Source organism: Bacillus sp. C1 (assembly GCF_054570475.1).
On sequence record NZ_JBTMZT010000013.1, the window covers coordinates 41,563 to 64,940 of the forward strand.

Genomic DNA, 23,378 nt, shown 5'->3' on the forward strand with positions numbered 1-23,378 from the left:
ATTATTAGGTAGATTAGAACGGTATTTCCAATTAATCAGAAATACCGTTCTAATTATAAACCGAAAAAATAATAAAACCCGTGGAGAAAATAAACTTTCCCACGGGTTTTATTCATGAAAAGGAGCTTTTAACTCCTCTTTCTATATTTCGGCGATTCAACATAGGACATCGACCGTTCAACAATATATGAAGGCCCTTACTCCTCATTTTCGACTACATATTTCAGCATGGACAATTTATTATTCCAAAACTGTTCATAATACGAAAGCCACTCTTGTAATTCAGCCAAAGGCTCAGGGTGTAGACAATATATCTTTTCTCTCCCTACCTTTCTTCCGCTTACTAATTTTGCTTCAGAAAGAATATGAAGATGTTTCGCTACAGCTGTACGGCTCATTGGAAAATGATCTGTTATTTTAGAAATTGGTAATTCTTGTTTCGTTAATAACCGGAGTACTTCTCTACGGGTTGGATCAGCAATCGCTTGAAAAACATCATATTTCGCCGCTGCTGAAGACACTTATCCTTCCACAACCTTTTTCAGTTTTTCATTGACAATCGCAACCCAGCCGCCTGCCATTCTATCGCGAATAATAGAACTTTTCTCGTTCGGTTTCGGAAGAATTGTATCAGGCTGCTTCCATCCACCATGAATAAGAGTAAACTCCGTTTTATCCCCTAAATCTTTTAAAACAAATGAAACGATCCAACCATCTGTATCCCATGAAAAAGATAGACGATGAGGCTCATCAATTTCTAACACCTTACACGGAGATGGGCCAAATGGTGATTGGACATGAAATTCGTGCCCTACCTCAGGTTCAAAATCATTTGGCATAAACCAAGATGCAATTCCTTCTGCAGTAGATACTACATTCCATACCTTTTGAATAGGCGCTTCAAAAATAACCGTTTGTTTAATATCTTGTAATGTATTTTGACTTGTTTCCATATACTTTCTCCTTTATAAGGCTTCAAAATATAACACCTTTTAGTTTCGCTTCTTAAAATTATAACACCTTTTGGTTTCACGTCAACATATTTCTATTTTTACAATTTCTCAAAAAAACGTTGAGAAATTCTCAACATTTTTTGAGACGGGACAAACACAGGATTCCACATTCCCTCATAACCTACTCACAAAAGCAACTCAAAAAAGCATAATTCGCTCTCTATCTTCTCCTCCTTCCCTTGGATGTAAAAAGCACGTCAGTATGAGCGAGTATGTAAATGTAATGAGAGCAGGTGACAAATTTCAAAACATAAACGAACTACCTGCTCACTTTTTTAATAGCTAACAATAAAAGGAGATGAAAGATATGTACTACTGTATTCACTGTTCTGAAATTCATCATGAAGAAAGCACGACTGATCGTGTATTTAAAAACGGGTTTTATATTGACCCATTCCTAGGTGAGCGCTACCACCTCGGTATGTGTACAGATGCTCCTACTGGCGAAAAAGTTTTATCTACAAAAGAAAGTCTCGCACCACAATCTATTATGAATATTTTACCAGTTCACACAATTTCTACTTAAAAACATAAAAAAGAGCTGGCTCCCCAGCTCTTTTTTATGTTTTATATACAACCATCGCCGAAAAACAATAAATTTGATTTTCATCGTCATTAATAGAGACTCCCACTTGATATTTAATATCTACAAGCTGTTCTTCATTTAACTTCTTCAAAAACACATTTACGGCGTCTTCCAAATCCTTTTCATGACTTTCATCAAACACCTTCACGCGAATCATGTTAACACCATCCTAGATCGCAGCCCTCCGCCGCTCGATTATTGCCACGGTGCGTATCTATGATGCGATAAAACTTTCCATCTTCATATATATATCCGTCTGCTAACACATATTGCTTATCTTCATTATAGACATAAAACTTACCTATCATAAATTTACTTGTATACAATTCTAAATAATTTGATTTAAATTTTGCTGTTACTTTATTTGTAATATCAATTTTAAGTGTGTGTCCCACCTCTCTCCCCTCCTTTAAAAAGAACGGATTTAGGTATATTGTATTAGGGATTTTACATTTTATGATTAAAAACAAGTGGATATGCCTCCTATTTTTCTTCGAACATTTCTTGAAATCTTACTCATCTTACTTATAAATTTCCCAACAAAAAAGCTACCTTAAAACTATTGACACACAAATATAACGTATGTTATTATAATAAATTTGATATTTTTATACATATGTGTTATCATTACATATAGTTACCACATATGGAGGTGGATAGTTTGTTTCAAATCGGTGATAAAATCGTTTACCCTATGCACGGAGCCGGAATAATCGAAGCCATTGAGGATAAAGAAGTGTTAGGAAAAACACGTCAATATTGTGTGATACACATGGTTATTAGTGATATGCAAGTAATGATTCCGATGGATAAAGTAGAAGGTTCAGGCATACGTTATGTTGTCGACAAAAATACATTAAACGATGTATTAATTGATATGCATAATGGAGAATCGGACCACACGCTCTCCTGGAAACAAAGATATACCATGAATATGGAAAAAATGAAAAACGGGAATCTCTCAGACGGCGCTGAAGTTGTTCGTGATTTAATTCGCCGCAATAAAGAAAGAGCATTAAATACGAGTGAAAAACAAATGCTCGATAACGCGCGCAGAATTTTAATTAGTGAAGTAGCACTTGTGCGGAATGTATCAGAAAATCAAGCAACCCATTTCCTGCAAGATACAATTAATCATTAATATGAAAAAGATGTTCAACTTTAAAATAGCTGATTGCTATTTTTTTTTTGCTTAAATAGAGAAAAAAGATGTCTGCTTATAGACATCTTTTTCTTATATTACTTATTATTCAGCATCACTAACAGCTTTTCTTGACTATACATCCAAACTGTAAGAATTAAACAAGCAATCGCTACTTCTGACAGTGCCATAAACCCAATTGCATAATGACCCGTTAATTGGAAGAGCAATGTTAAAATTAACGGCGGGAAAAAGCCTCCTAAGCCTCCTAGAGCTGCAACAAGTCCATTCACAACCCCAGCTTGTTCAGAAAAGTACATCGGTACAAGTTTAAAAATCGTTCCATTTCCAATTCCTGCACAAAATGCGACAAGCAGGCAGCCAAATGTATATACGTTCATACTTGGCGTAAACGATAAAATAATGCCAGATAGTGTTAAACCGATGAATACAAAGATTAATATTTTAAACGGATTAAATTTATCACCGAGCCAACCACCAATTGGACGCATAATTGTTGCTAAGACGATAAATCCAGCTGTTCGCATCCCTGCATCTACTTTTTCCAATCCAAAGTGAGATACTAAAAAGTTCGGTAAGTATACTGTAAAGGCGACAAATGATCCGAAAGTTAAGAAATAGAAAATACATAAGAACCATAGTTTTTCGTTTTTATATACTCCTTTTAACTGTTCCATTAATGGTGTATGTACTTTTCTTTCATTACGATCACCTAATAAAAAGTTCAAAAGTGCGAAAATGGCAAGTAAGATTAAAAAAGATTGGACAGTTGCTCTCCAGCCAAATGAAGTTGCAATGACAGGTGCTAAAAATGATGTAACCGCTGTTCCTGCGTTACCTGCACCGTAAATCCCATTTACAAAACCATGACGCTCTTTCGGATAATACTTCGGCAAGGACGTTACACCTACAGAAAATACAGCTCCGCCAATCCCTGCAAATAAACCACCAATTATCAAATCCATCATCGAATTTGCAATGCTAATATAAAAAACAGGGAATAATAAAATAATAAAACTTATAAAAAATAATTTTCTTGCGCCGTAACGATTGGTCCAATAACCAATTGGAATTCGAAGTACTGATCCTAAAATAACAGGTACTGCTGTAACAAGGGAGATTTGTCCCACTGTTAATGCAATGTCTACTTTAATAAATGGCATTAACGAAGATAAAATCACCCATACCATAAAACCAATAACAAGATTAGAAGTTTGTAAACCTAATTGAAAATTCGGACTTCTCATCTTTCTCGCCTCCTATTTTGTTCATCATTTCACAATGTATATTAATTCCCTCCAGTCTAATCACAGATTTCCGTGATTAGACTGGAAAAAATCAACCACCGCTCACCGGCGGAATCAATGCAACAACATCACCAGATTGTATGTTGTCATCTTCATTTGCATACTCTTCGTTAATAGCCACCATAATTTGCTCAGAAATTGTTATATGATGTTCTTTCGTAATCATATCCTTTAATTGTGCAACAGTAATATTTTCACAGTCTAGTTTCAGCTCGTTTTTCCCTGCTTCTTCTTGTAAATGCGCAAACAATAATACTTGAATCATTTTCCCAGCCCCTTTCCAGGTTCACCATTTGGATATGGTATTTTTTCTAATTGATCACCAATCCATGAATCGCCATCTTCCCAAAATTCTTTTTTCCAAATCGGAACAATTTGTTTAATGCGTTCCATAATATATTCGTTTGCTTCATACGCTTCTTTTCGGTGCGGCGTTGATACAGCAACAATAACGGCAATATCAGAAATTTGAAGTATGCCGATGCGATGTGTAATCGCAACATGCGTTCCAGGCCATTTTTCTTTCACTTCGTCGCCAATTTTCGCTAGCATTTTTTCAGCCATCGCTTTATAGGCAGCGTACTCTAAATGTAACGTGCGGCGCCCTTTCGTAAATTCTCTTACAGTACCAGTAAAAGTTGTCACAGCACCGCATTCGCGGCGAATGACTTTATTTGTAACCTCTTCAATTGAAAGTGGTGTATCGATTACTTCATAATACGTATGTGTCATTGTGCACCCCTTATTGTTTGTACAAGCCATTTCATATAGGTTTCTGCCTCTGTTATATGAAATGTTCTATATGTTTCTCGTAAACTTTGCGTAGCATCATCCCAAGTGATGACGGCCAGCACATTCTCCACTTTATTTAGTAAAGCAATATCTTCATTTGTCCGAAGTAAAACTACTTTTGGATAATTTTCTGCTTTGTATCCTTCAATTAAAATAAGGTCCACTTCAAAAAAATGATATAATTGTATAATTTCTTGTAAGGACCATTCAGCCCGAAGAGAAGAAAGCGATAGCAACCCTGCTCCTTCCACAGCACTCACAACAGCACCGGCTCTTCTATGGCGCTCACTATCTTTTTGCGGTACTTCTGGGTAGCCACCATGCCCGTGATGCTTAATTGTAGCAACTTTCATACCTGTATCTGAAAAAGCTTGAATCAATTTCTCAGCGAGCGTCGTTTTTCCGCTATTTTGATAGCCAACTATTTGTAAGATTGGAGCGGTTCTGCCCACGGCGACTCACTTCCTTGACTTGATTCTAGTAATAATACCGAAACTTTCATACCAGCTTCAAATCCCCTCGTTCCTCCTGGCAGTACAATGAAAGCATTACTATTTGCAAGAGAAGAAATGGCACTCGATTTATCAAGCCCTACCGGTGTAACCTGCAGCTCACCATGTATAAACTCTGCTTTCCCTCTTACAAAGCGTGTAAATGGATTGGCCTTTGGAAAGTCTTTTTGTAAGATTGCATCCGTTCGATATACATGGGGCGCGGCTGTATGAAGGTATGTCTGAATAACTGGACGAACGAGTAATTCAAAGCCGACATAGCAGGCAGACGGGTTACCAGATAATCCGAATAGCAATTTTCCGTTCACCTCAGCTACCGTTGTGACACTCCCTGGCCTCATCGCAATTTTATTAAATAAAACATGCGCATGTAACTTTTCGTAAATCGCAGGCAAATAATCGTAATCTCCTACCGAAACACCACCTGTTGTGATGAGAATATCCACTTCATTCATCGCCGATTTCACTGCTTCGTAGCAAGCTTCTAAATCGTCAGCAAGTTGTCCATAATATCGTACTTTCCCGCCAATCCTCGCAATTTGAGCTGCAATCATATACGAATTACTATTTCTAATTTTTCCTGATTGAAGCGGCTCGTGTACTTCTAACAATTCACTTCCCGTTGTGATAATTCCAACTACAGGCTGTTTTACAACATGTACTGAACTATATCCAAACGTTGCTAAAAGCGCCGCTACACCAGGATTGATCTCCGTACCTTTTTTCACAAGGATTTGATTTTGTTTTACATCTTCACCTTTGAATGAAACATTATCACCTGCTTGGAAAGAACGTTTTAACTTCATATATGTTTTGCCGTTTTTTTCAAATCCTTCTGTAAGTTCTAACATGACAACGGCATCACAATCTTTTGGAACCTGAGCTCCTGTCATAATGCGAACTGTCTCAAAGGCCTTTACTTCATCCGTAAACACTGAGCCAGCTCCAATTTCTCCGACTACTTCAAATTCAATTGGACAGCTTTGACTCGCCTCTTTCGTATCTTCAGCCCGAATCGCAAATCCGTCATATGGAGAACGATCAAAATGCGGCACATCATGATCTGCTACCACATCTTCTCCTAGCATTCTTCCGTAGCTTTCGGTAATAGAAACTGACTCTATTTCACCGTACTGAGCATATTTCATAACCCTTGCTACTGCTTCAGCAACTGGAATTGGCATTCGTTTTTCTAACATTGTTATCACCCCATATTTGCAAAATATCACATCTTGATTACACTTTATATTGTACAATGCTAATCATACTAGCAATTACTTCAAGGAGGAATTCCATGTCTTCATTCACTCACTTTAATGACCAAGGCCGTGCAAAAATGGTCGATATTAGCGATAAAAAAGTAACTGTGCGAACAGCAATTGCTCGCTCTAGCATCTTAGTTACGAAAGAAATTTATGATAAAATCTCTCAAAATGAAATTGGGAAAGGCGATGTATTAGCCGTCGCACAAATCGCCGGTATTATGGCTGCCAAACGTACTTCTGATATTATTCCAATGTGCCACCCTTTACTTCTAAAAGGAGTAGATGTTTCCTTTCATTGGGAAACAACTACAGAATATCGTTTACTCATTGAAGTAAAAGTTAAAACAGAAGGTAGCACTGGCGTTGAAATGGAAGCTTTAACAGCAGCTTCTGCGACTGCTCTTACTGTATATGATATGTGTAAAGCTGTTGATAAAGGTATGATCATTGGCGAAACGTATTTACTTGAAAAAACGGGCGGAAAAAGTGGAGACTACATTAGAAATTCACATTCCTAATTCTTTGAACCTAAAGGTTTTCCTTTAGGTTCATCCTATATATCTCGCATACAACCCTTTCGCCACCGTCATATCATTCGTCCCGTGAATAAATGCTCTGCCATCTGTAAATAACACAAAACGATATTCATCAATAAGAAATGATAATAAATATGGTGTTGTTTTCACATCCACACTTTTTTGTAAGCGCTTTTTAATTTCTTCTAAATTAAGAAGTTTCGTCACACCTGGACGGATTTGAACTGTATTTCTTCCACATAATACCTCTGTTTTCATCTGTGACTCAAACGATAAACTCGGGTACGTTCGCAATTTCCCGCAAGATGGACACGTATCTTTTTTCTGTCTATTTACTTTAAAAGCCATATGCTGATTGTTCCAAAGGTCAAATGACAGCATCGTTTCACGAAGCGCCCCAAAATCTTCCACTAATATTTTAAGAGCTTCTGTTACTTGGTGGCTGACGACCAATTGTACAGCTGGCTGTATAATTCCCGCTGTATCACACGTTACACCACTAGTCGGATGCTCCATCAAACAACGGAAACACGGTGTTTTTCCCGGAATAATTGTATATGTAACGCCGTAGCTTCCAACGCATCCTCCATATATCCAAGGAATATTATATTTTTGCGACATATCATTAATAAGAAGACGCGTCTCAAAATTGTCAGTTGCATCTAATATTAAATCGACATTCTGAATTAACTCTTCCATTTCTTGTACCGCTACATCTGTTACGACTGGTACAATCTCTACTTCAGAATTAATCTGTTTTAAGCGTTCGAATGCTGCAACTGCTTTTGGCTTATACCCTTTTGCATCTTCTTCTGTATATAATTGCTGCCTTTGTAAATTACTCCATTCAACATAATCACGGTCCGCAATCGTCAACTTTCCAATTCCTGCTCTAACAATTGCCTCCGCACTTGCTGCTCCTAGTGCACCAGCACCAATTATAAGTACATGCTTTTCTCTTATTTTCCTTTGTCCTGCCTCTCCAACCCCAGAAAATAACATTTGTCTTGAATAACGCTCCTGCACGCGGCCTCCCCCTTTCTTATCCTCCGATATAAGACATTTCAATTTTCGGACGATTCTTCGCGCTTTCTTCAGTCCGCTCATCAGAATACCGATCCTTCCGGTATTCCCATACATCTTGCACTACCTTTAATAAATCAAAATCAGTAATATTTGTTCGAAGGAGCGTCCGTAAGTCCATTCCTTTCGTTGCAAACAAACAAGTATAAAATTTACCATCTGCTGAAATCCGTGCTCTCGTACAAGAAGAACAGAAAGATTCAGAAACTGAAGTGATAAAACCAACTTCCGCACGACTGTCCACGTAACGATAACGCTTCGCAACTTCTCCAAAATAATGGGGTTCTACAGGTTCCATTGGATATACCTGACTGATTTTCTCAATCAATTCTTGTTTCGTAATGACCTGTTCAAAATTCCATCCGTTCGTACTGCCAACGTCCATAAATTCAATAAAACGGAGCGAAATTTCCTGTTCTTTAAAATAAGCGGCCATCGGAAGAATTTGACTATCATTCATTCCTTTTTTCACGACCATATTCACTTTCACATCGAGTCCCGCTTCTTTTGCAGCCATAATCCCTTTTAACACAGGTTTTGTACTAATATTTCGGCCATTAATTTTCCGAAATACATCGTCCTCTATCGCATCTAAACTCACATTCACTCGGTGTAGTCCAGCTTCCTTTAACGCCTTTGCTTGCTTCGTTAAGTGAATGCCGTTTGTTGTAAGTCCAATGTCCGTTAAACCATCAAGTTTTACAAGTCGTTCAATGAGCTTTGGTAAATTCTTTCTGAGCAGCGGTTCACCGCCTGTTAATCTAATCTTCTTTACTCCCATACCAACAAATAATTTTGCTAATCGTTCAATTTCATCAAATGTGAGCAAAAATTCTTCTTGTAAAAATGCATAATCAGGACCGAACACTTCAGCTGGCATGCAATAAGTACACCTGAAATTACAACGATCAATGACTGAGATACGTAAATCTTGAAGCGGCCGCCCTAAAGAATCTGTAATCTTCTCGCGCATCGTCACCCCTCCTTTTCTGCTACATTCTATCTATCTTCATTCTATTATAATATATTTTTAAACCGCGATGTTTTTGCTCAAGTTCTTTATTCACTTTCTATGTTTTTTAGTTGCTTTCATCATAAAAAAGAAGAAGAAAGTACGTTGTGATATTTCTCACATCGCCTTCTTCATTCAAAAATTCTTCACAAATCCGTTCAAATTTTATTCACATTTCAGTTGCAGTTACTTTATTTTCGTACGGTATTCCTCTCCCCACTCGCGCATAAGTTTGATAATGGGTGTAAGGGATTTTCCGAATTTCGTTAAAGAATATTCCACCTTTGGCGGAACTTCTTTATACACTTCGCGATGAATTACTCCAGTTGCCTCAAGTTCTCGAAGCTGCCTCGTTAGCATACGCTGTGTGATGCCAGGCATCAATCGTATAAATTCATTAAAACGAATCACTTTGGTATTCATTAAGTGAAATAGAATAACCCCTTTCCATTTTCCACCGATTACATCTAACGTTACTTCTACCGAACAACGATTTATATGTTTCTGTTCCATTTTGTCACTCTCCATTAGTATACAAATTGATACTATATGCTAAAAATGTGCGTACTTACATTATTCATTGTACTATTGTAGAATCAATTTTGTAATCAACTTACAAAGAAAAAGTAAATTATTAAAGGTGGTTGTTAAAATGAAACATACAAAAGAAGAAATTTTACAAGCGTATCAATTTAGACATGCATGCAAAGAATTTGATGTAAATAAAAAAATCTCTGATGAAGATTTTCATTTTATTTTAGAAACAGGTCGCCTGTCTCCAAGTTCATTCGGTTTTGAACCTTGGAAATTTGTTGTGATTCAAAATCAAGATATTCGTAGCAAACTTCTCCCTGTCGCATGGGGTGCTCAAAAACAATTACAAACAGCAAGCCACTTTGTCGTTATATTAGCTCGTAAAAAAGAAGAAATGATGTATAACTCTTCCTATATTTCTAACTTTATGAAAAATATTCAGCAGCTCCCCGAGGAAGTCATAACAATGAAACGTGGTTTTTATAAGGAATTTCAACAATCCGATTTCCAATTACTTGAAAACGATCGTGCTATGTTTGATTGGGCTTCTAAACAAACATACATCGCTCTCGGTAATATGATGACTGCTGCTGCCCAAATTGGCATTGATTCTTGCCCAATTGAAGGGTTCCATCAAGAAAAAGTAGATGCGATTTTAAAAGAAGAAGGAATTATCTCTAATGATACATTTGGTGTGTCTATGTTAGTTGCTTTCGGTTATCGCGCGGAAGAACCAAAACGGGATAAAACTCGTCAAACAATGGATATGGTTGTGGAATGGATTAAATAAAGTAACAGGGTGTCTACAAAAGACATCCTTTTTCAGGTCGTGAAGAAAGGGAAATGCTACAAAATTATAAAAGAAAAATGGTGAATGAAATTTTATCAGCGATCTTTCAAATATAACAACCATTTCTCACAATATATCAGCGCAAATTTGAATATATCGACCATTTGGCAAAGGCTATCGACGAACAAACGACAAAAAAACAGGTCCCCCTTAGCTCCTGTTTCCCAATAAACTGCTAAAAGACATCCTTTTTTCATTGGTAATAATGCGCTTGCTCACAGCTAAAAATAAAATTATCACTTATAGTAAAAAGATATTTCTTGCATTTTCATCATGCTTACACCCAAAATAAGAAGTAGACTGCTTGAAAAAGAAAGGTGATTGCTGTGACAAATCGTACGGCATTATCAAATGACTTAAAGGAATTACTTGCATCTGTTGAATATAAAATACAGATTAGTAAAGGAAGTTATATTTTCCAAGAGGGGATAGAGGCAAAAGAACTTTATATCGTTCGCTCTGGAAAAGTACAGATTAGTAAAATTAGCGCTGACGGACAAGAGTTAACGCTTCGCATTTGTTCAAAGGACGATATTATTGGGGAATTAACATTATTTACAGACAATGCAAAGTATTTATTAAATGCAAAATGCCTTGAAACTGTTGAAGTTGGAGTCATTAAACGGGATGCTTTAGAAAAGGCATTACTGCAAAAACCAGCTCTTGCATTTGAATTTATGAAATGGATTAGCGAACACTTAAGAAGAATGCAAACAAAATTTCGTGATTTAGTATTACACGGAAAAAAAGGTGCCCTTTATTCCACACTCATTCGTATGACAAACAGTTATGGCATATTAAAAGAAAATGGCATCCTTATCGATCTACCTTTAACGAATCAAGAGCTTGCGAATTTCTGTGCAACCTCACGTGAAAGTGTAAACCGTATGTTAAATGATTTAAAAAAACAAGGAATTCTTTCTATTCATAAAGGAAAAATCACAATTCATGATCTACAATTTTTAAAATGCGAAATTGCTTGTGAAGATTGTCCTACCTCTATTTGTAGTATTGAGTAGCCTCTCTATTTGAGATGCTACTCTTTTTTCTTTCTCCCTTACTCTACAAAAAAAGAATCACTCTTCGATGTGAAAAATGTCACAACTTCTCAAAAAGTGTTACAAATCTGATTTTTGACAATCTGTTGAACTGTGATAGATATCACATCTCTATTTTGCATGCTCTCTTATAGTGAAAATAAGAAAGAGAGACGCAATAAAGGAGTGAACAGTATGAAAAAGAAACCTTCAGCATTAATGAAACGTTTAAAATATTTTTCCCCAATAGATCGCTATAACGACAATCATACACAAGAAACATATGAAGATCGTGAATGGGAAAACGTCTATCGAAAAAGGTGGCAACACGATAAAGTAATCCGTTCTACACACGGTGTAAACTGCACTGGCTCTTGCAGCTGGAATATTTACGTAAAGGATGGAATTGTAACTTGGGAAGGTCAAGAACTGAACTACCCATCTACTGGCCCTGATATGCCAGACTTTGAACCACGAGGATGTCCGCGCGGGGCAAGTTTTTCTTGGTACATTTATAGTCCTCTTCGCGTGAAATATCCATATGTACGCGGTGTACTTTGGAATATGTGGAAAGAGGAACTACAAAATCACAATTCACCATTAGACGCTTGGAAAAGCATCGTAGAAAATCCTGAAAAAGCACGTACGTATAAAGGGGCACGCGGTAAAGGCGGATTCATTCGTGCTAGTTGGGATGAAGTATTACAACTTGTTGCTGCTTCTTTACTATATACAGTGATCAAATACGGTCCAGACCGCAATGTTGGTTTCTCACCAATCCCGGCCATGTCCATGTTAAGTCATGCCGCTGGTAGCCGCTTTATGCAACTCATGGGCGGGCCGATGCTGAGCTTCTACGATTGGTATGCTGACTTACCACCAGCTTCTCCGCAAATTTGGGGCGATCAGACAGACGTACCAGAAAGTAGCGACTGGTATAACGCTGGTTACATTATGACATGGGGGTCAAACGTACCGATGACAAGAACACCAGACGCTCACTTCTTAGCGGAAGTGCGCTATAAAGGAACAAAAGTTGTTTCTGTAAGTCCTGACTTCGCTGAATCCACTAAGTTTGCTGATGAATGGATGAGCGTAAAACAAGGTACAGATGGTGCACTTGCAATGGCAATGGGGCACGTCATTTTACAAGAATTTTACGTAGACAAACAAGTGGAATACTTCACAAATTATGCGAAGCAATATACGGATTTCCCATTCTTTGTCACGTTACAACAACAAGGGGACCAATTCGTTGCCGATCGCTTCTTAAACGCAAATGATATCGGCCGTGAAACAAAGCTAGGTGAATGGAAACCTGTCCTTTGGAACGATAACACGAACGATTTCGCTACCCCACATGGCACGATGGGTTCACGCTGGGATAACGAAAAGAAATGGAACTTGCGTTTAGAAGATGAACAAACAGGTGAAACAATTGATCCACGCCTTTCCTTACTTGGTATGGAAGATACTGTTGGAACTGTACAAATCCCCTACTTCTCTGATGATGGAAACAAAATATTAGAACGTACCATTCCAGTGAAAAAGATCAGAACAGAAGAAGGCGACATTTTCGTTACAACTGTATATGACTTAACATTAGCAAATTACGGCGTTAACCGCGGACTTGGCGGGCAAGAACCGAAAGACTTCAATGATGATGTTCCATTTACCCCAGCATGGCAAGAGAAAATGACCGGAGTAAAACGTGAACTAATTATTCAAATTGCTCGTGAGTTTGCACAAAATGCCGTTGATACAAACGGCCGCTCCATGATTATTGTCGGCGCTGGTATTAACCATTGGTTTAACTCTGATACGATTTATCGCGCCGTTCTAAATCTCGTTCTTCTCGTTGGTGCACAAGGTGTAAACGGCGGTGGTTGGGCACATTATGTTGGGCAAGAAAAATTACGACCAGCAGAAGGTTGGCAAACCATTGCAATGGCAAAAGACTGGCAAGGTCCACCGAAACTGCAGAACGGTACATCTTTCTTCTATTTTGTAACAGATCAATGGCGCTATGAAGATACACCAGTTGGGCACTTAGCATCGCCGATTGCCAAAAACTCACGCTATCAACATCACGGTGATTACAACGTGTTAGCTGCTCGCCTTGGCTGGTTACCTTCTTATCCAACATTCGAGAAAAACGGAATTGAAATATATAAAGAAGCGGTCGCTAGTGGTGCAACAACGAAAGAAGAAATCGGTAAATATGTTGCGCAACAACTAAAAGAAAAAAGACTTAAATTTGCAATTGAAGACCCAGATAACAAAAATAACTTCCCGCGCAATTTATTCGTATGGCGCGCAAATTTAATTTCAAGTTCTGGTAAAGGGCACGAGTATTTCTTAAAACATCTACTCGGTACAACAAACGGATTAATGAATGACGATAGCGATTCATTACGCCCTGAAGAAATTAAGTGGCACGAAGATGCACCTGAAGGAAAGCTTGATTTACTCATTAACTTAGATTTCCGTATGGCTGGAACAGCACTGTATTCTGATATCGTTTTACCTGCTTCTACTTGGTATGAAAAACACGATTTAAGTAGTACAGATATGCATCCATTTGTACATCCTTTCAACCCAGCAATCGGTTCACCGTGGGAAGCACGCTCTGATTGGGATATTTTCACTTCCCTTTCTAAAGCTGTTTCCGATTTAGCTACAGAGATTGACCTTGAGCCAATGAAAGAAGTCGTCGCAACACCGCTTCTTCACGATACACCGCAAGAATTAGCACAACCGCTTGGCAAAATTAAAGATTGGAGCAAAGGTGAGTGTGAACCAATTCCAGGAAAAACAATGCCGCAAATTCATGTTGTAGAGCACGATTATAAAACGATCTATGACAAGATGACCGCACTTGGACCAAACGCTGGAAAACAGCCAATTGGTACGAAAGGGATTTCCTGGTCAGCAGAAAAAGAATATGAACAATTAAAGAGTAAATTAGGCGTTATTCGCACTGACTCTATCGCAAAAGGATGTCCTGACATAACAGAAGCAATCAATGCTGCTGAAGCAGTGTTAACTCTTTCATCTACAACAAACGGTCATATGGCTGTAAAAGCATGGGAAGCTCTTGAAAAACAAACAGACTTAAAACTTCGTGATTTAGCAGAAGAACGTGAAGAGGAATGCTTCACATTCGAACAAATTACCGCGCAGCCAAAAACGGTAATTACCTCTCCTGCCTTTACAGGTTCTGAAAAAGGGGGACGTCGTTACTCACCATTTACAACAAATGTCGAGCGTCTTATCCCTTGGAGAACGATAACTGGACGCCAATCGTTCTACTTAGATCACGACATGATGAAGGAATTCGGTGAAACGATGGCAACATTTAAACCAATCTTGCAGCATAAACCGTTCCGTAAATCACGTCCTGAAGTAGAAGGAAAAGAAATTACCTTGAACTATTTAACACCGCATAATAAGTGGTCAATTCATAGTATGTACTTCGACTCCTTACCGATGTTAACGCTATTTAGAGGTGGGCCAACTGTTTGGATGAACAAAGATGACGCAGCAGAAGCTGGCGTGGCTGATAATGATTGGATCGAATGCTTTAACCGCAACGGCGTTGTCGTGGCGCGCGCCGTTGTAACGCACCGCATACCAAGAGGAATGGCCTTTATGCACCACGCACAAGACCGTCATATTAACGTGCCTGGTACGAAATTAACGAGCAACCGCGGCGGAACGCATAATAGTCCAACCCGCATTCATGTCAAACCGACACATATGATTGGTGGATACGGACAATTAAGCTATGGATTTAACTACTACGGCCCAACTGGTAACCAGCGTGACTTAAACGTCGTAATTCGCAAACTGAAGGAGGTAGATTGGCTTGAAGATTAAAGCGCAGGTCGGAATGGTAATGAACCTAGATAAATGCATCGGCTGCCACACTTGTAGCGTAACATGCAAAAACACCTGGACGAATCGTCCAGGTGCTGAATATATGTATTTCAACAACGTGGAAACAAAACCAGGTATCGGTTATCCGAAACAATGGGAAGATCAAGAAAAATATAACGGCGGTTGGGAATTAAAAAATGGTGAAATCCAGCTAAAATCCGGTTCAAAAATGAAACGTCTGATGAACATTTTTCATAATCCAGATCAACCAACAATCGATGATTACTTTGAACCTTGGAACTATGATTATGAAACATTAACAAACAGCCCACAGCGAAAACATCAACCGGTAGCTCGCCCGAAATCAGCAATTACAGGCGAGTTTATCGACAAAATTGAATGGGGCCCAAACTGGGAAGATGATTTAGCAGGCGGACATATAACTGGCTTACAAGATCCGAACGTGAAGAAAATGGAGGAAGATATAAAAACAGACTTTGAAAATGTCTTTATGATGTATTTACCTCGCATTTGCGAACATTGTATGAATCCATCTTGCGTTTCTTCTTGCCCGTCTGGTGCGATGTATAAACGTGAAGAAGATGGCATTGTTCTTGTTGACCAAAATGCATGCCGTGCTTGGCGATTCTGCGTCTCTTCTTGCCCATATAAAAAAGTGTATTTTAACTGGCAAACAAATAAAGCGGAGAAATGTACAATGTGCTTCCCGCGTATTGAAGCTGGTATGCCAACGATTTGCTCTGAAACATGCGTAGGACGTATTCGCTATATCGGAGTTATGTTATATGACGCTGACAAAGTAAAAGAAGCGGCTTCAGTAGAAAACGAAAAAGATTTATATGAATCTCAGCTGACTGTCTTTTTAGATCCAAACGATCCAGAAGTAGCAGCCGAAGCAAAAAAACAAGGAATTCCTGAAGAATGGATTAAATCCGCTCAAGAGTCACCGATTTATAAAATGATTATCGATTGGAAAATCGCCCTTCCTCTTCACCCTGAGTACCGGACAATGCCGATGGTTTGGTATATCCCACCGCTTAGCCCAATTATGAATATGGTGGAAGGCAAGGGAAGCAACTGGCAAGCAGAAGAAATTTTTCCGGCTATTGATAACATGCGGATTCCAATTCAATATTTAGCCAACTTACTAACAGCAGGTGATGAATCTCACATTCGTCTCACATTGAAAAAAATGGCTGTTATGCGAACTCATATGAGAGCACTGCAAATTAATAAAGACCCAAATACATCTGTCTTAAAAGAAATTGGCTTAACGAAAGAGGATGTGGAAGATATGTATCGGCTTCTTGCCATCGCAAAATATAAAGATCGCTTTGTCATCCCTACGTCTCACCGTGAACAAGTCGCAGATTTATATAGTGAGCAAGGGAGTTGTGGCCTTTCCTTTGCAGGTGGCCCAGGTTCTTGTATGACAATCTCTTAAACGAAGGAGGAAACAATTATGAAACAGAGTTTACAAATCGCCTTTTCTTGTTCTTCCTTTCTTCTCTCCTATCCTGAACCAGGCTTAAGAGAAGCTTTACTAGAATTACAGAAAGAGATTCAAGTGATTGAACAAGAAGAAATCCGAGCATTACTTATGACATTTATAAAACAAGCGCTAGAAAAAACAAACGATCAGCTAATTGATTCTTACGTATATACATTCGACTTTGGAAAGAAGACAAATATGTATCTTACCTACATGAACACAGGTGAACAAAGAGAGCGCGGTATTGAATTATTAGAGTTAAAACAGCATTACCAAAAAGCTGGTTTTGCCGTAACAGATAAAGAACTACCTGATTACTTACCACTTCTACTTGAGTTTCTTGCAAACGCAAATGAAGAAGATATTGAACCAATTATGAGTAAATACAAGAAAAACATACAAACATTACACGGGCAGTTAAAAGAAGCAAAGTGTATGTACGAACCAATTCTTGCTGCCATTCTCCTCGCTATCGATGCCTGGGGAGTGCAAGCGAATTAGAAAGGAGTGCCTTACAAATGATGGATCAATTTTTATGGGTGCTGTTTCCCTATATCATTTTCGCAATTTTTATCGGTGGACACATTTTCAGATACAACTATGATCAATTTGGCTGGACATCAAAATCTAGCGAACTGTTAGAGAAAAAAATGCTTCGAATCGGCAGTTTGCTTTTCCACTTTGGCATTATGTTCGTAATTGGCGGACACGTAATGGGAATATTAATACCAGAATCAGTGTATACCTCTTTCGGTATTTCTGAGCATATGTATCATACCGTCGCTATTGGCTTCGGTCTTCCAGCAGGGATTGCTTCAATTGTTGGATTAGTAATTTTAATGTATCGTCGCTTTACAGTAAAACGCATTATCGCAACAAGTACAAAAGGAGACTATGTCGCCCTCATCCTCTTGTTCATCGTAATGTTAGCAGGTCTATCTTCTACATTTTTAAATATAGACGCAAAAGGATTTGATTATCGCACAACAATTGGCCCATGGTTCCGCAGTCTCTTCATTTTCCAGCCAAAAGCAGAGTACATGGCGGATATCCCTCTCTCGTTTAAAATTCATATCATTGCAGCGATGGGACTCTTTGCAACATGGCCATTTACAAGACTTGTTCATGTCTTTAGCGTTCCTGTGAAATATTTACGGCGCAGTTATGTGATTTATCGAAAAAGGCAGCCGCTTGGATCTAACAAAGTAAAAATGTAATAGGACATGGTAAGGCGATCTGCCAAAAATCTCCCGGTTTTTGTTTCCCGATAGCTTGAAATAACTCTCTGCCTCAGTAGAGAGTTATTCTCAGGATGCAGAGAAAGGAAAATGCTACAAAATTATAAAAAGAAACATGCTGGGTTGTTTGTATAAAATGGTGAATGAAATTTTATCAGCGATTTTTCCAATATATCGATCGTTTCTCATCATATATCGACGAACCAACAAAAAACGACAAAAAACAAGATCCCCCCTAGCTCCTGTTTCCCAACAAACTGGAAATAACTCTCTGCCTCAGCAGAGAGTTATTCTATAATCCAGGCGCTGAATCAAAATCATCCGTATTCGGAGCAGCTTGCATTGTATCAACTTGCCTTGCACTTGCACTTGAACTAGCATTTGCATTCGTTCTTGCTTGTGTCCCACTCGTATATGTCGTAGTTACCGTATCCCCTGGCTTTAAGCAAAGCTTCGTTGTTGTTCCTATAACTGTCACAATATCAATACAAGTTGGTCCTGTTGAACCGCTATACGTTTTAGAGGCAGTAAATGACGTATCCCTCAAATTATCTCCTGTAAATAAATTCCCATAATTATTCACAATTACAAACTCTTTAATATTAGCAGGCATTTCTCTTCAACCTTTCTATTAGGAACCTAATGTTAATTCACTTGTCTCTAACGGAGGAATAAATACGCTCCCTCTTGGCATGGCGGCTGGTGCACGTTTTCCATTTAAAAAAGTTGCAATACTTGAACCTCCAGCGCCAGCGTATATTTTGGCCACAGTTAACGGCGCGATTGTATTACAGTCGCCTACGTTAACAGCTCCCCGATTATTTATAATTTTAATTTTTCGAAGAAATGCACTCATATCCTTCCTCCTCCCTAAACAATTCTTTTGTACACTGTATGCAAAAGAAAAAAACTTGAAACAGACACGTTTCAAGTTTTCAAACAAATTATTGAATCTCCCCTTCATATTGCAGCATACCGCCGACCATATTTACCGTCTTAAATCCAAGATCATTTAAATAGTGGCATACATTCTCACTGCGCATCCCAGATCGACAAATAAAAATATATTCATTTTCTTTATCGAAAAATTCTACTTTATTAGGAATATCACCCATTTTAATATGTACAGCTTCTGGAATTTTCCCTTGTGCTACTTCCTCATCTTCACGTACATCTACTAAAAATAACGTTTCCCCATTTTCTAAACGTTCTTGTACTTCTTCTGTTGTAATTGTTTTTACTTCAGTCATATATTGTTCCTCCTTATATAAAATGAACCTTCTCATTATACATTTTTTCTTTACTCATCACTTCATAACCAATTTTAGCATGCAAAAGTACGAACGCAAACATCTCGATGCTTCTTACCTTTTTATTTTTTCTCATAACAATTGCAAATGAATCTATTTACAAATATAGTTGTTACATTGTATCCTCAATATACTTGTGTTACGAAAGGAGTCGCTTGAAATGACACTTGTTCTTTTCATTATAGGTCTCATTTTTTTTACTCTTGCAATCATTTCACTTGGTATATTTAACAAAAGAAAACCTACACGCTCTTCCCAAGAACGGTCATTCCTTTATTTATTAATTGGTATTGCCTTTTTTGGAATATGCATTGCAACATACATTTTCCGTTTGAAAATCTTCTAAAAAGGTGCAAGTCGCTTAGCGACTTGCACCTTTTCTTTTATACATTTCTAGGCACTAACCGCTTCTATCCACAACAGGATGCTCTCTCCCTCCCCTTAAAAATTCGATTTTTCATTTCACTTTACAACTCCATTTTGCTTTACCAGCACCTATATTGCGACTATAAAAATAAAAAAGACTCACACTCGTCTTCTCCTTTTGGTTTCACTCAGCATGGGGCTAAAACAGGCACTAACCGCTTCTATCCACGGCCGGATGCTCTCTTCCCCTTAAAGATTCAGTTTTTCATTCTCACTTTTCTCCTTAAAAACTCGTCCACTTTCTTTTCAAATAAATGAACATCAAATACACCAGCCATATGACCATTTATACTTTCAATCTCATATACTTCTGCATACTTTCCTTGTTTCTTAAGCATCTCTACCATTTGATAATTATAACGAGAAGGTTGTAATACATCTTGTTTACATGGGATCATAAGTACGTCTGCCTCTATTTGAGAAAGTGCCGCTTCTAAAGAAGAAAAACCATAGGCAAGATCATGTAGTAGCGTCGCTTTCGCTGTATACATCCATGAATTCGCATCAATAAAAGCGATGTTTTGAAGTGTCAATGCGTTTATATTTTGTTCAAATGACGTTAATGCTAAAGAATTTTCATAAGGCGCTGTTTCTGCACAAGTACGCGGAAATGTCGTTTCATAATAATGAGCATCAAACGCATTTATAAACATCATTTTTCCCGCTAAATGTAACCCTTTTGTCGGCTGTTCTTCCCCGTAGTTTCCACCATTCCACTTCGGATCTAATTGAATCGCTTCAATCGCATTTTGCAATACATTCACTGATGTCACAACTGGATTTTGCGGATTTGTAATGACACCAATGATTCGCTCTACCATATGCGGATAATGAACAGCCCATTGCTGCGCAATCATCCCACCAGCTGACGGTCCTATAACAGCATGTAGCCTTGTAATTCCCAGCGCCTTCATTAATTCGTGTTGGACACGTACTACATCTAAAAACGTAAATACCGGAAAATCCATTCCGTATTCAAATCCTGTTATTGGATTAATGGATTTTGGTCCTGTTGTAATGACATAAGGACTTTTCACTTGTACATTACAAAGATTATCTGTGCATATAACAAAATAGTGGTCTGTATCGATTGCTTTCCCAGTTCCAATCAACCCATCCCACCACCCCGGAAATGGATCTTCCTCCGTATATTTTCCCGCTGCATGACTTGTTGCACTAAAATAATGACAAACTAAAATCACATTTGATTTTTCATTATTTAACTTACCATACGTTTCATATCCAATTTGAACAGGAATTTTCATACCATTTTCAAATGTGAACTCTTTCAAATGAAAGCTTTCTTTTTTTACATACATCATCTATTCCCCCTTAGAAACTCATTCCTACTAACGGTTTCTAGCAATATGTAACAATTCATGAACTGAACCTATACCACTTTAAAACAAAATGTAACCGCACCAAAACAGCAAAAACCCCACTTATCAAACTCATTATACGTTTCGAAAAGAAACCCTCTTTTTACATGCAGTGGCTTTTCTTTTTCTTTCTAAACATATGCATAATATACAAAAATCACCACAAACTAACAGTATATTACATCATTAAAGAGGGACTACACATGATATGGAAATGGCTACAAAAGAAAAAAAAATCCAATACATCAGAGCAACAAACGGCTAGTTTAGAGGAAAATCAAGAAAACAATCCAGAAAATGATGCGGGGCAGACGAATAAGCAACAACTTATTCCATCTACTGAACAAAAAGATCCAGAGCAAAACAAACAGGACCATTCTGCTCCAATTACAAATCAAAAAGAACAAACACAAGAGAAACAAGACGGTAAAAAAAATAATCGTGTAAACAGCATTTATGATTTTAGTAAGCCTGAAGAAGAACATGTTCATTCTCTGCAAGATTTACTAGCAAAATTAAAAGCATCTAGCGATTTCGTCAGTTATCACACATCAGAGGATGAAACGATGCCGTACTGGATTTCTTACTATCGTCCCGCACTTGATGGAGAGAAATTACAAAAATATTTAATGCCTTCATTATTAGAAAGAACTTGCTCTTCACTTGAAGAGTTGAAAGAGCATATTCCGATGAGCGGAATTACGATTACAAATGATCTACAAAAAATTGAGGATATGGTTTTAAGAGGACACGCTATCATTCAGTTACATGAACAAGATCAAAAATGTATATTAGCGAATGTTGCGATTGATAGTTATCGGGCACCAAGCATCCCAATCAATGAGTCAATCGTTGTCGGTCCACAAGAAGGATTCGTCGAAGATATTGATACAAACATTAACCTCGTTCGAAAACGACTTCCGGTATTATCGCTACAAACAAAAGAATTTATAATTGGTACATTTTCTAAATCAAAAGTTGTCATTATGTTTTTAAACAACGTTGCCGAGGAAGAAACTGTTGATTATTTGGCAGAATTATTACGTACGATTGAATATGAGGAACTGAACGACAGTTCTCAAATACAAGAATTAATCGGAAAAAAATCTTATTTTCCATTACACATCGCTACAGAACGTGTAGATAGAGTGACAAGAGGACTTATAAATGGGAAAATTGCCCTCTTTATAGATGGCTCACCTAACGTCTCACTTGCTCCGGTGTCATATTTTGATTTCTTCATTTCACCAGAAGACTATAACGTATCTTGGCTTTATGCTACATTTTCAAGAATGTTAAGGTTACTTTCCGTTCTTTTTTCTATTTGCGCAACCCCTTTCTACGTTGCAGTTTTAAGTTATCATTACGAATTAGTTCCGAGTGATTTACTGGAAACATTAATCTTATCGAGAGCTCAAGTTCCGTTCCCGCCTTTAGTAGAAGCTCTTTTTTTAGAACTTGCTATTGATTTATTGCGGGAAGCGGGCGCCAGACTGCCAATGAAAGTTGGGCAAACGATTGGTATTGTAGGCGGTATCGTAATTGGACAAGCATCTGTACAGGCCGGGTTAACGAGTAACATTTTGTTAATTATCGTGGCATTATCCGCGTTAGCTTCTTTTATTACACCTAATTATAAAATGGGAAATACAGTTCGCTTGCTGCGCTTTCCATTTCTTATATGTGCAGAACTAGGGGGACTTTTAGGCATTTCACTTGGGTTTATCGCTTTATTTACTCATCTATTTAGACTGTCTTCCTTACGTAAACCATACGCATTATTTTACCCATATAGAAAGCAGTCCATAAAAGACTCTTGGATTCGCTTTCCATTATCAATGATTGATACGAGAGATATTCAAGCGAGACCACAACATGTAAAAAAAACAGCAAAAGGAGCATCACAAAAACATGTATCAGATTTTGACGAATAAGAAATGAGGT

At 37.9% G+C, this 23,378-nt stretch carries 27 protein-coding genes; 11 read left to right on the forward strand and 16 right to left on the reverse strand.

Translation table 11 applies throughout. From position 1 onward, the window contains the following. Positions 1 to 197 precede the first annotated feature (197 nt). A complete protein-coding gene (locus tag ACX5JI_RS22555) occupies positions 198 to 521 on the reverse strand; it encodes an ArsR/SmtB family transcription factor (RefSeq protein WP_459503253.1) in 324 nt (107 codons plus the stop codon). Beyond that, positions 522 to 953: an SRPBCC family protein gene (locus tag ACX5JI_RS22560; protein ID WP_459503254.1), complete on the reverse strand. Its 432-nt coding sequence runs from the start codon at positions 951 to 953 to the stop codon at positions 522 to 524. It abuts the gene before it with no gap. A gap of 367 nt (positions 954 to 1,320) precedes the next feature. On the opposite strand from ACX5JI_RS22560, the gene ACX5JI_RS22565 reads away from it, so the two are divergent. After that, positions 1,321 to 1,539 carry a DUF3973 domain-containing protein gene (locus ACX5JI_RS22565; RefSeq protein ID WP_459503255.1) on the forward strand — a complete coding sequence of 73 codons (219 nt, stop codon included), beginning with the start codon at positions 1,321 to 1,323 and terminating at the stop codon, positions 1,537 to 1,539. 34 nt (positions 1,540 to 1,573) lie between these two features. On the opposite strand, the gene ACX5JI_RS22570 is transcribed toward ACX5JI_RS22565, so the two are convergent. After that, complete coding sequence (locus tag ACX5JI_RS22570; protein WP_459503256.1) at positions 1,574 to 1,756, reverse strand: sporulation protein Cse60; 183 nt, start codon at positions 1,754 to 1,756, stop codon at positions 1,574 to 1,576. 1 nt (position 1,757) lies between these two features. Continuing rightward, positions 1,758 to 1,994 carry a DUF2553 family protein gene (locus ACX5JI_RS22575; protein ID WP_459503257.1) on the reverse strand — a complete coding sequence of 79 codons (237 nt, stop codon included), beginning with the start codon at positions 1,992 to 1,994 and terminating at the stop codon, positions 1,758 to 1,760. Positions 1,995 to 2,245: 251 nt separating this feature from the next. Between ACX5JI_RS22575 and ACX5JI_RS22580 the strand changes: the two genes are divergently transcribed. Further along, complete coding sequence (locus ACX5JI_RS22580; RefSeq protein WP_459503258.1) at positions 2,246 to 2,740, forward strand: CarD family transcriptional regulator; 495 nt, start codon at positions 2,246 to 2,248, stop codon at positions 2,738 to 2,740. A 98-nt stretch (positions 2,741 to 2,838) separates the two neighbouring features. On the opposite strand, the gene ACX5JI_RS22585 is transcribed toward ACX5JI_RS22580, so the two are convergent. The 5 genes from ACX5JI_RS22585 to ACX5JI_RS22605 form a co-directional block, all read right to left on the reverse strand. Further along, positions 2,839 to 4,008: a nitrate/nitrite transporter gene (locus tag ACX5JI_RS22585; RefSeq protein WP_459503259.1), complete on the reverse strand. Its 1,170-nt coding sequence runs from the start codon at positions 4,006 to 4,008 to the stop codon at positions 2,839 to 2,841. A gap of 91 nt (positions 4,009 to 4,099) precedes the next feature. Further along, positions 4,100 to 4,333, reverse strand: coding sequence for a molybdopterin converting factor subunit 1 (gene moaD, locus ACX5JI_RS22590; RefSeq protein ID WP_459503260.1), 234 nt, complete (start codon positions 4,331 to 4,333; stop codon positions 4,100 to 4,102). Continuing rightward, positions 4,330 to 4,800 carry a molybdenum cofactor biosynthesis protein MoaE gene (locus ACX5JI_RS22595; protein WP_459503261.1) on the reverse strand — a complete coding sequence of 157 codons (471 nt, stop codon included), beginning with the start codon at positions 4,798 to 4,800 and terminating at the stop codon, positions 4,330 to 4,332. The genes moaD and ACX5JI_RS22595 overlap by 4 nt, the downstream gene beginning before the upstream one ends. Beyond that, positions 4,797 to 5,312, reverse strand: coding sequence for a molybdopterin-guanine dinucleotide biosynthesis protein B (gene mobB, locus ACX5JI_RS22600; protein WP_459503262.1), 516 nt, complete (start codon positions 5,310 to 5,312; stop codon positions 4,797 to 4,799). The genes ACX5JI_RS22595 and mobB overlap by 4 nt, the downstream gene beginning before the upstream one ends. Beyond that, the gene (locus ACX5JI_RS22605; RefSeq protein ID WP_459503263.1) at positions 5,282 to 6,571 is read right to left on the reverse strand and encodes a molybdopterin molybdotransferase MoeA; all 1,290 of its coding nucleotides are present in this window, start codon (positions 6,569 to 6,571) and stop codon (positions 5,282 to 5,284) included. The genes mobB and ACX5JI_RS22605 overlap by 31 nt, the downstream gene beginning before the upstream one ends. 95 nt (positions 6,572 to 6,666) lie before the next feature. Here ACX5JI_RS22605 and moaC point away from each other — a divergent pair, with 95 nt between their 5' ends. Continuing rightward, the gene (gene moaC / locus ACX5JI_RS22610; protein WP_459503264.1) at positions 6,667 to 7,155 is read left to right on the forward strand and encodes a cyclic pyranopterin monophosphate synthase MoaC; all 489 of its coding nucleotides are present in this window, start codon (positions 6,667 to 6,669) and stop codon (positions 7,153 to 7,155) included. A gap of 30 nt (positions 7,156 to 7,185) precedes the next feature. Here the strand turns inward: moaC and ACX5JI_RS22615 are convergent, their stop codons facing one another. The 3 genes from ACX5JI_RS22615 to ACX5JI_RS22625 all read right to left on the reverse strand — a co-directional run bounded on the left by ACX5JI_RS22615 (position 7,186) and on the right by ACX5JI_RS22625 (position 9,781). After that, positions 7,186 to 8,199, reverse strand: coding sequence for a molybdopterin-synthase adenylyltransferase MoeB (locus ACX5JI_RS22615; RefSeq protein ID WP_459503265.1), 1,014 nt, complete (start codon positions 8,197 to 8,199; stop codon positions 7,186 to 7,188). Between the two features lie 16 nt (positions 8,200 to 8,215). Beyond that, positions 8,216 to 9,229, reverse strand: a complete 1,014-nt coding sequence (gene moaA / locus ACX5JI_RS22620) for a GTP 3',8-cyclase MoaA (RefSeq protein ID WP_459503266.1) — start codon at positions 9,227 to 9,229, stop codon at positions 8,216 to 8,218. Between the two features lie 225 nt (positions 9,230 to 9,454). Beyond that, entirely contained in the window at positions 9,455 to 9,781 is a 327-nt protein-coding gene (locus ACX5JI_RS22625) for a winged helix-turn-helix transcriptional regulator (protein ID WP_459503267.1), read from the reverse strand. A gap of 139 nt (positions 9,782 to 9,920) precedes the next feature. Between ACX5JI_RS22625 and ACX5JI_RS22630 the strand changes: the two genes are divergently transcribed. The 6 genes from ACX5JI_RS22630 to narI all read left to right on the forward strand — a co-directional run bounded on the left by ACX5JI_RS22630 (position 9,921) and on the right by narI (position 18,298). Further along, positions 9,921 to 10,592 carry an NAD(P)H-dependent oxidoreductase gene (locus tag ACX5JI_RS22630; protein WP_459503268.1) on the forward strand — a complete coding sequence of 224 codons (672 nt, stop codon included), beginning with the start codon at positions 9,921 to 9,923 and terminating at the stop codon, positions 10,590 to 10,592. A gap of 386 nt (positions 10,593 to 10,978) precedes the next feature. Then, the gene (locus ACX5JI_RS22635; protein ID WP_459503269.1) at positions 10,979 to 11,671 is read left to right on the forward strand and encodes a Crp/Fnr family transcriptional regulator; all 693 of its coding nucleotides are present in this window, start codon (positions 10,979 to 10,981) and stop codon (positions 11,669 to 11,671) included. A 213-nt stretch (positions 11,672 to 11,884) separates the two neighbouring features. Then, positions 11,885 to 15,568 (forward strand): nitrate reductase subunit alpha, encoded by a 3,684-nt coding sequence (locus tag ACX5JI_RS22640; RefSeq protein ID WP_459503270.1) that lies wholly within the window; start codon positions 11,885 to 11,887, stop codon positions 15,566 to 15,568. Next, positions 15,558 to 17,033: a nitrate reductase subunit beta gene (gene narH, locus ACX5JI_RS22645; protein ID WP_459503271.1), complete on the forward strand. Its 1,476-nt coding sequence runs from the start codon at positions 15,558 to 15,560 to the stop codon at positions 17,031 to 17,033. Before ACX5JI_RS22640 ends, narH begins: the two co-directional genes overlap by 11 nt. 18 nt (positions 17,034 to 17,051) lie before the next feature. After that, positions 17,052 to 17,582 (forward strand): nitrate reductase molybdenum cofactor assembly chaperone, encoded by a 531-nt coding sequence (gene narJ, locus ACX5JI_RS22650; RefSeq protein ID WP_459503272.1) that lies wholly within the window; start codon positions 17,052 to 17,054, stop codon positions 17,580 to 17,582. Positions 17,583 to 17,599: 17 nt separating this feature from the next. Next, complete coding sequence (narI, locus tag ACX5JI_RS22655) at positions 17,600 to 18,298, forward strand: respiratory nitrate reductase subunit gamma (RefSeq protein ID WP_459503273.1); 699 nt, start codon at positions 17,600 to 17,602, stop codon at positions 18,296 to 18,298. Between the two features lie 313 nt (positions 18,299 to 18,611). On the opposite strand, the gene ACX5JI_RS22660 is transcribed toward narI, so the two are convergent. The 3 genes from ACX5JI_RS22660 to ACX5JI_RS22670 all read right to left on the reverse strand — a co-directional run bounded on the left by ACX5JI_RS22660 (position 18,612) and on the right by ACX5JI_RS22670 (position 19,569). After that, entirely contained in the window at positions 18,612 to 18,932 is a 321-nt protein-coding gene (locus ACX5JI_RS22660; RefSeq protein WP_459503274.1) for a hypothetical protein, read from the reverse strand. An 18-nt stretch (positions 18,933 to 18,950) separates the two neighbouring features. Then, positions 18,951 to 19,175 carry a spore germination protein gene (locus ACX5JI_RS22665; RefSeq protein ID WP_459503275.1) on the reverse strand — a complete coding sequence of 75 codons (225 nt, stop codon included), beginning with the start codon at positions 19,173 to 19,175 and terminating at the stop codon, positions 18,951 to 18,953. Between the two features lie 88 nt (positions 19,176 to 19,263). Continuing rightward, positions 19,264 to 19,569 carry a rhodanese-like domain-containing protein gene (locus ACX5JI_RS22670; RefSeq protein ID WP_459503276.1) on the reverse strand — a complete coding sequence of 102 codons (306 nt, stop codon included), beginning with the start codon at positions 19,567 to 19,569 and terminating at the stop codon, positions 19,264 to 19,266. A 220-nt stretch (positions 19,570 to 19,789) separates the two neighbouring features. Here ACX5JI_RS22670 and ACX5JI_RS22675 point away from each other — a divergent pair, with 220 nt between their 5' ends. Continuing rightward, a complete protein-coding gene (locus tag ACX5JI_RS22675; RefSeq protein ID WP_459503277.1) occupies positions 19,790 to 19,975 on the forward strand; it encodes a hypothetical protein in 186 nt (61 codons plus the stop codon). Positions 19,976 to 20,252: 277 nt separating this feature from the next. Here the strand turns inward: ACX5JI_RS22675 and ACX5JI_RS22680 are convergent, their stop codons facing one another. Beyond that, positions 20,253 to 21,377, reverse strand: coding sequence for a homoserine O-acetyltransferase family protein (locus ACX5JI_RS22680; RefSeq protein ID WP_459503278.1), 1,125 nt, complete (start codon positions 21,375 to 21,377; stop codon positions 20,253 to 20,255). 260 nt (positions 21,378 to 21,637) lie between these two features. Between ACX5JI_RS22680 and ACX5JI_RS22685 the strand changes: the two genes are divergently transcribed. Beyond that, a complete protein-coding gene (locus ACX5JI_RS22685) occupies positions 21,638 to 23,368 on the forward strand; it encodes a spore germination protein (protein ID WP_459503279.1) in 1,731 nt (576 codons plus the stop codon). Positions 23,369 to 23,378 lie beyond the last annotated feature (10 nt).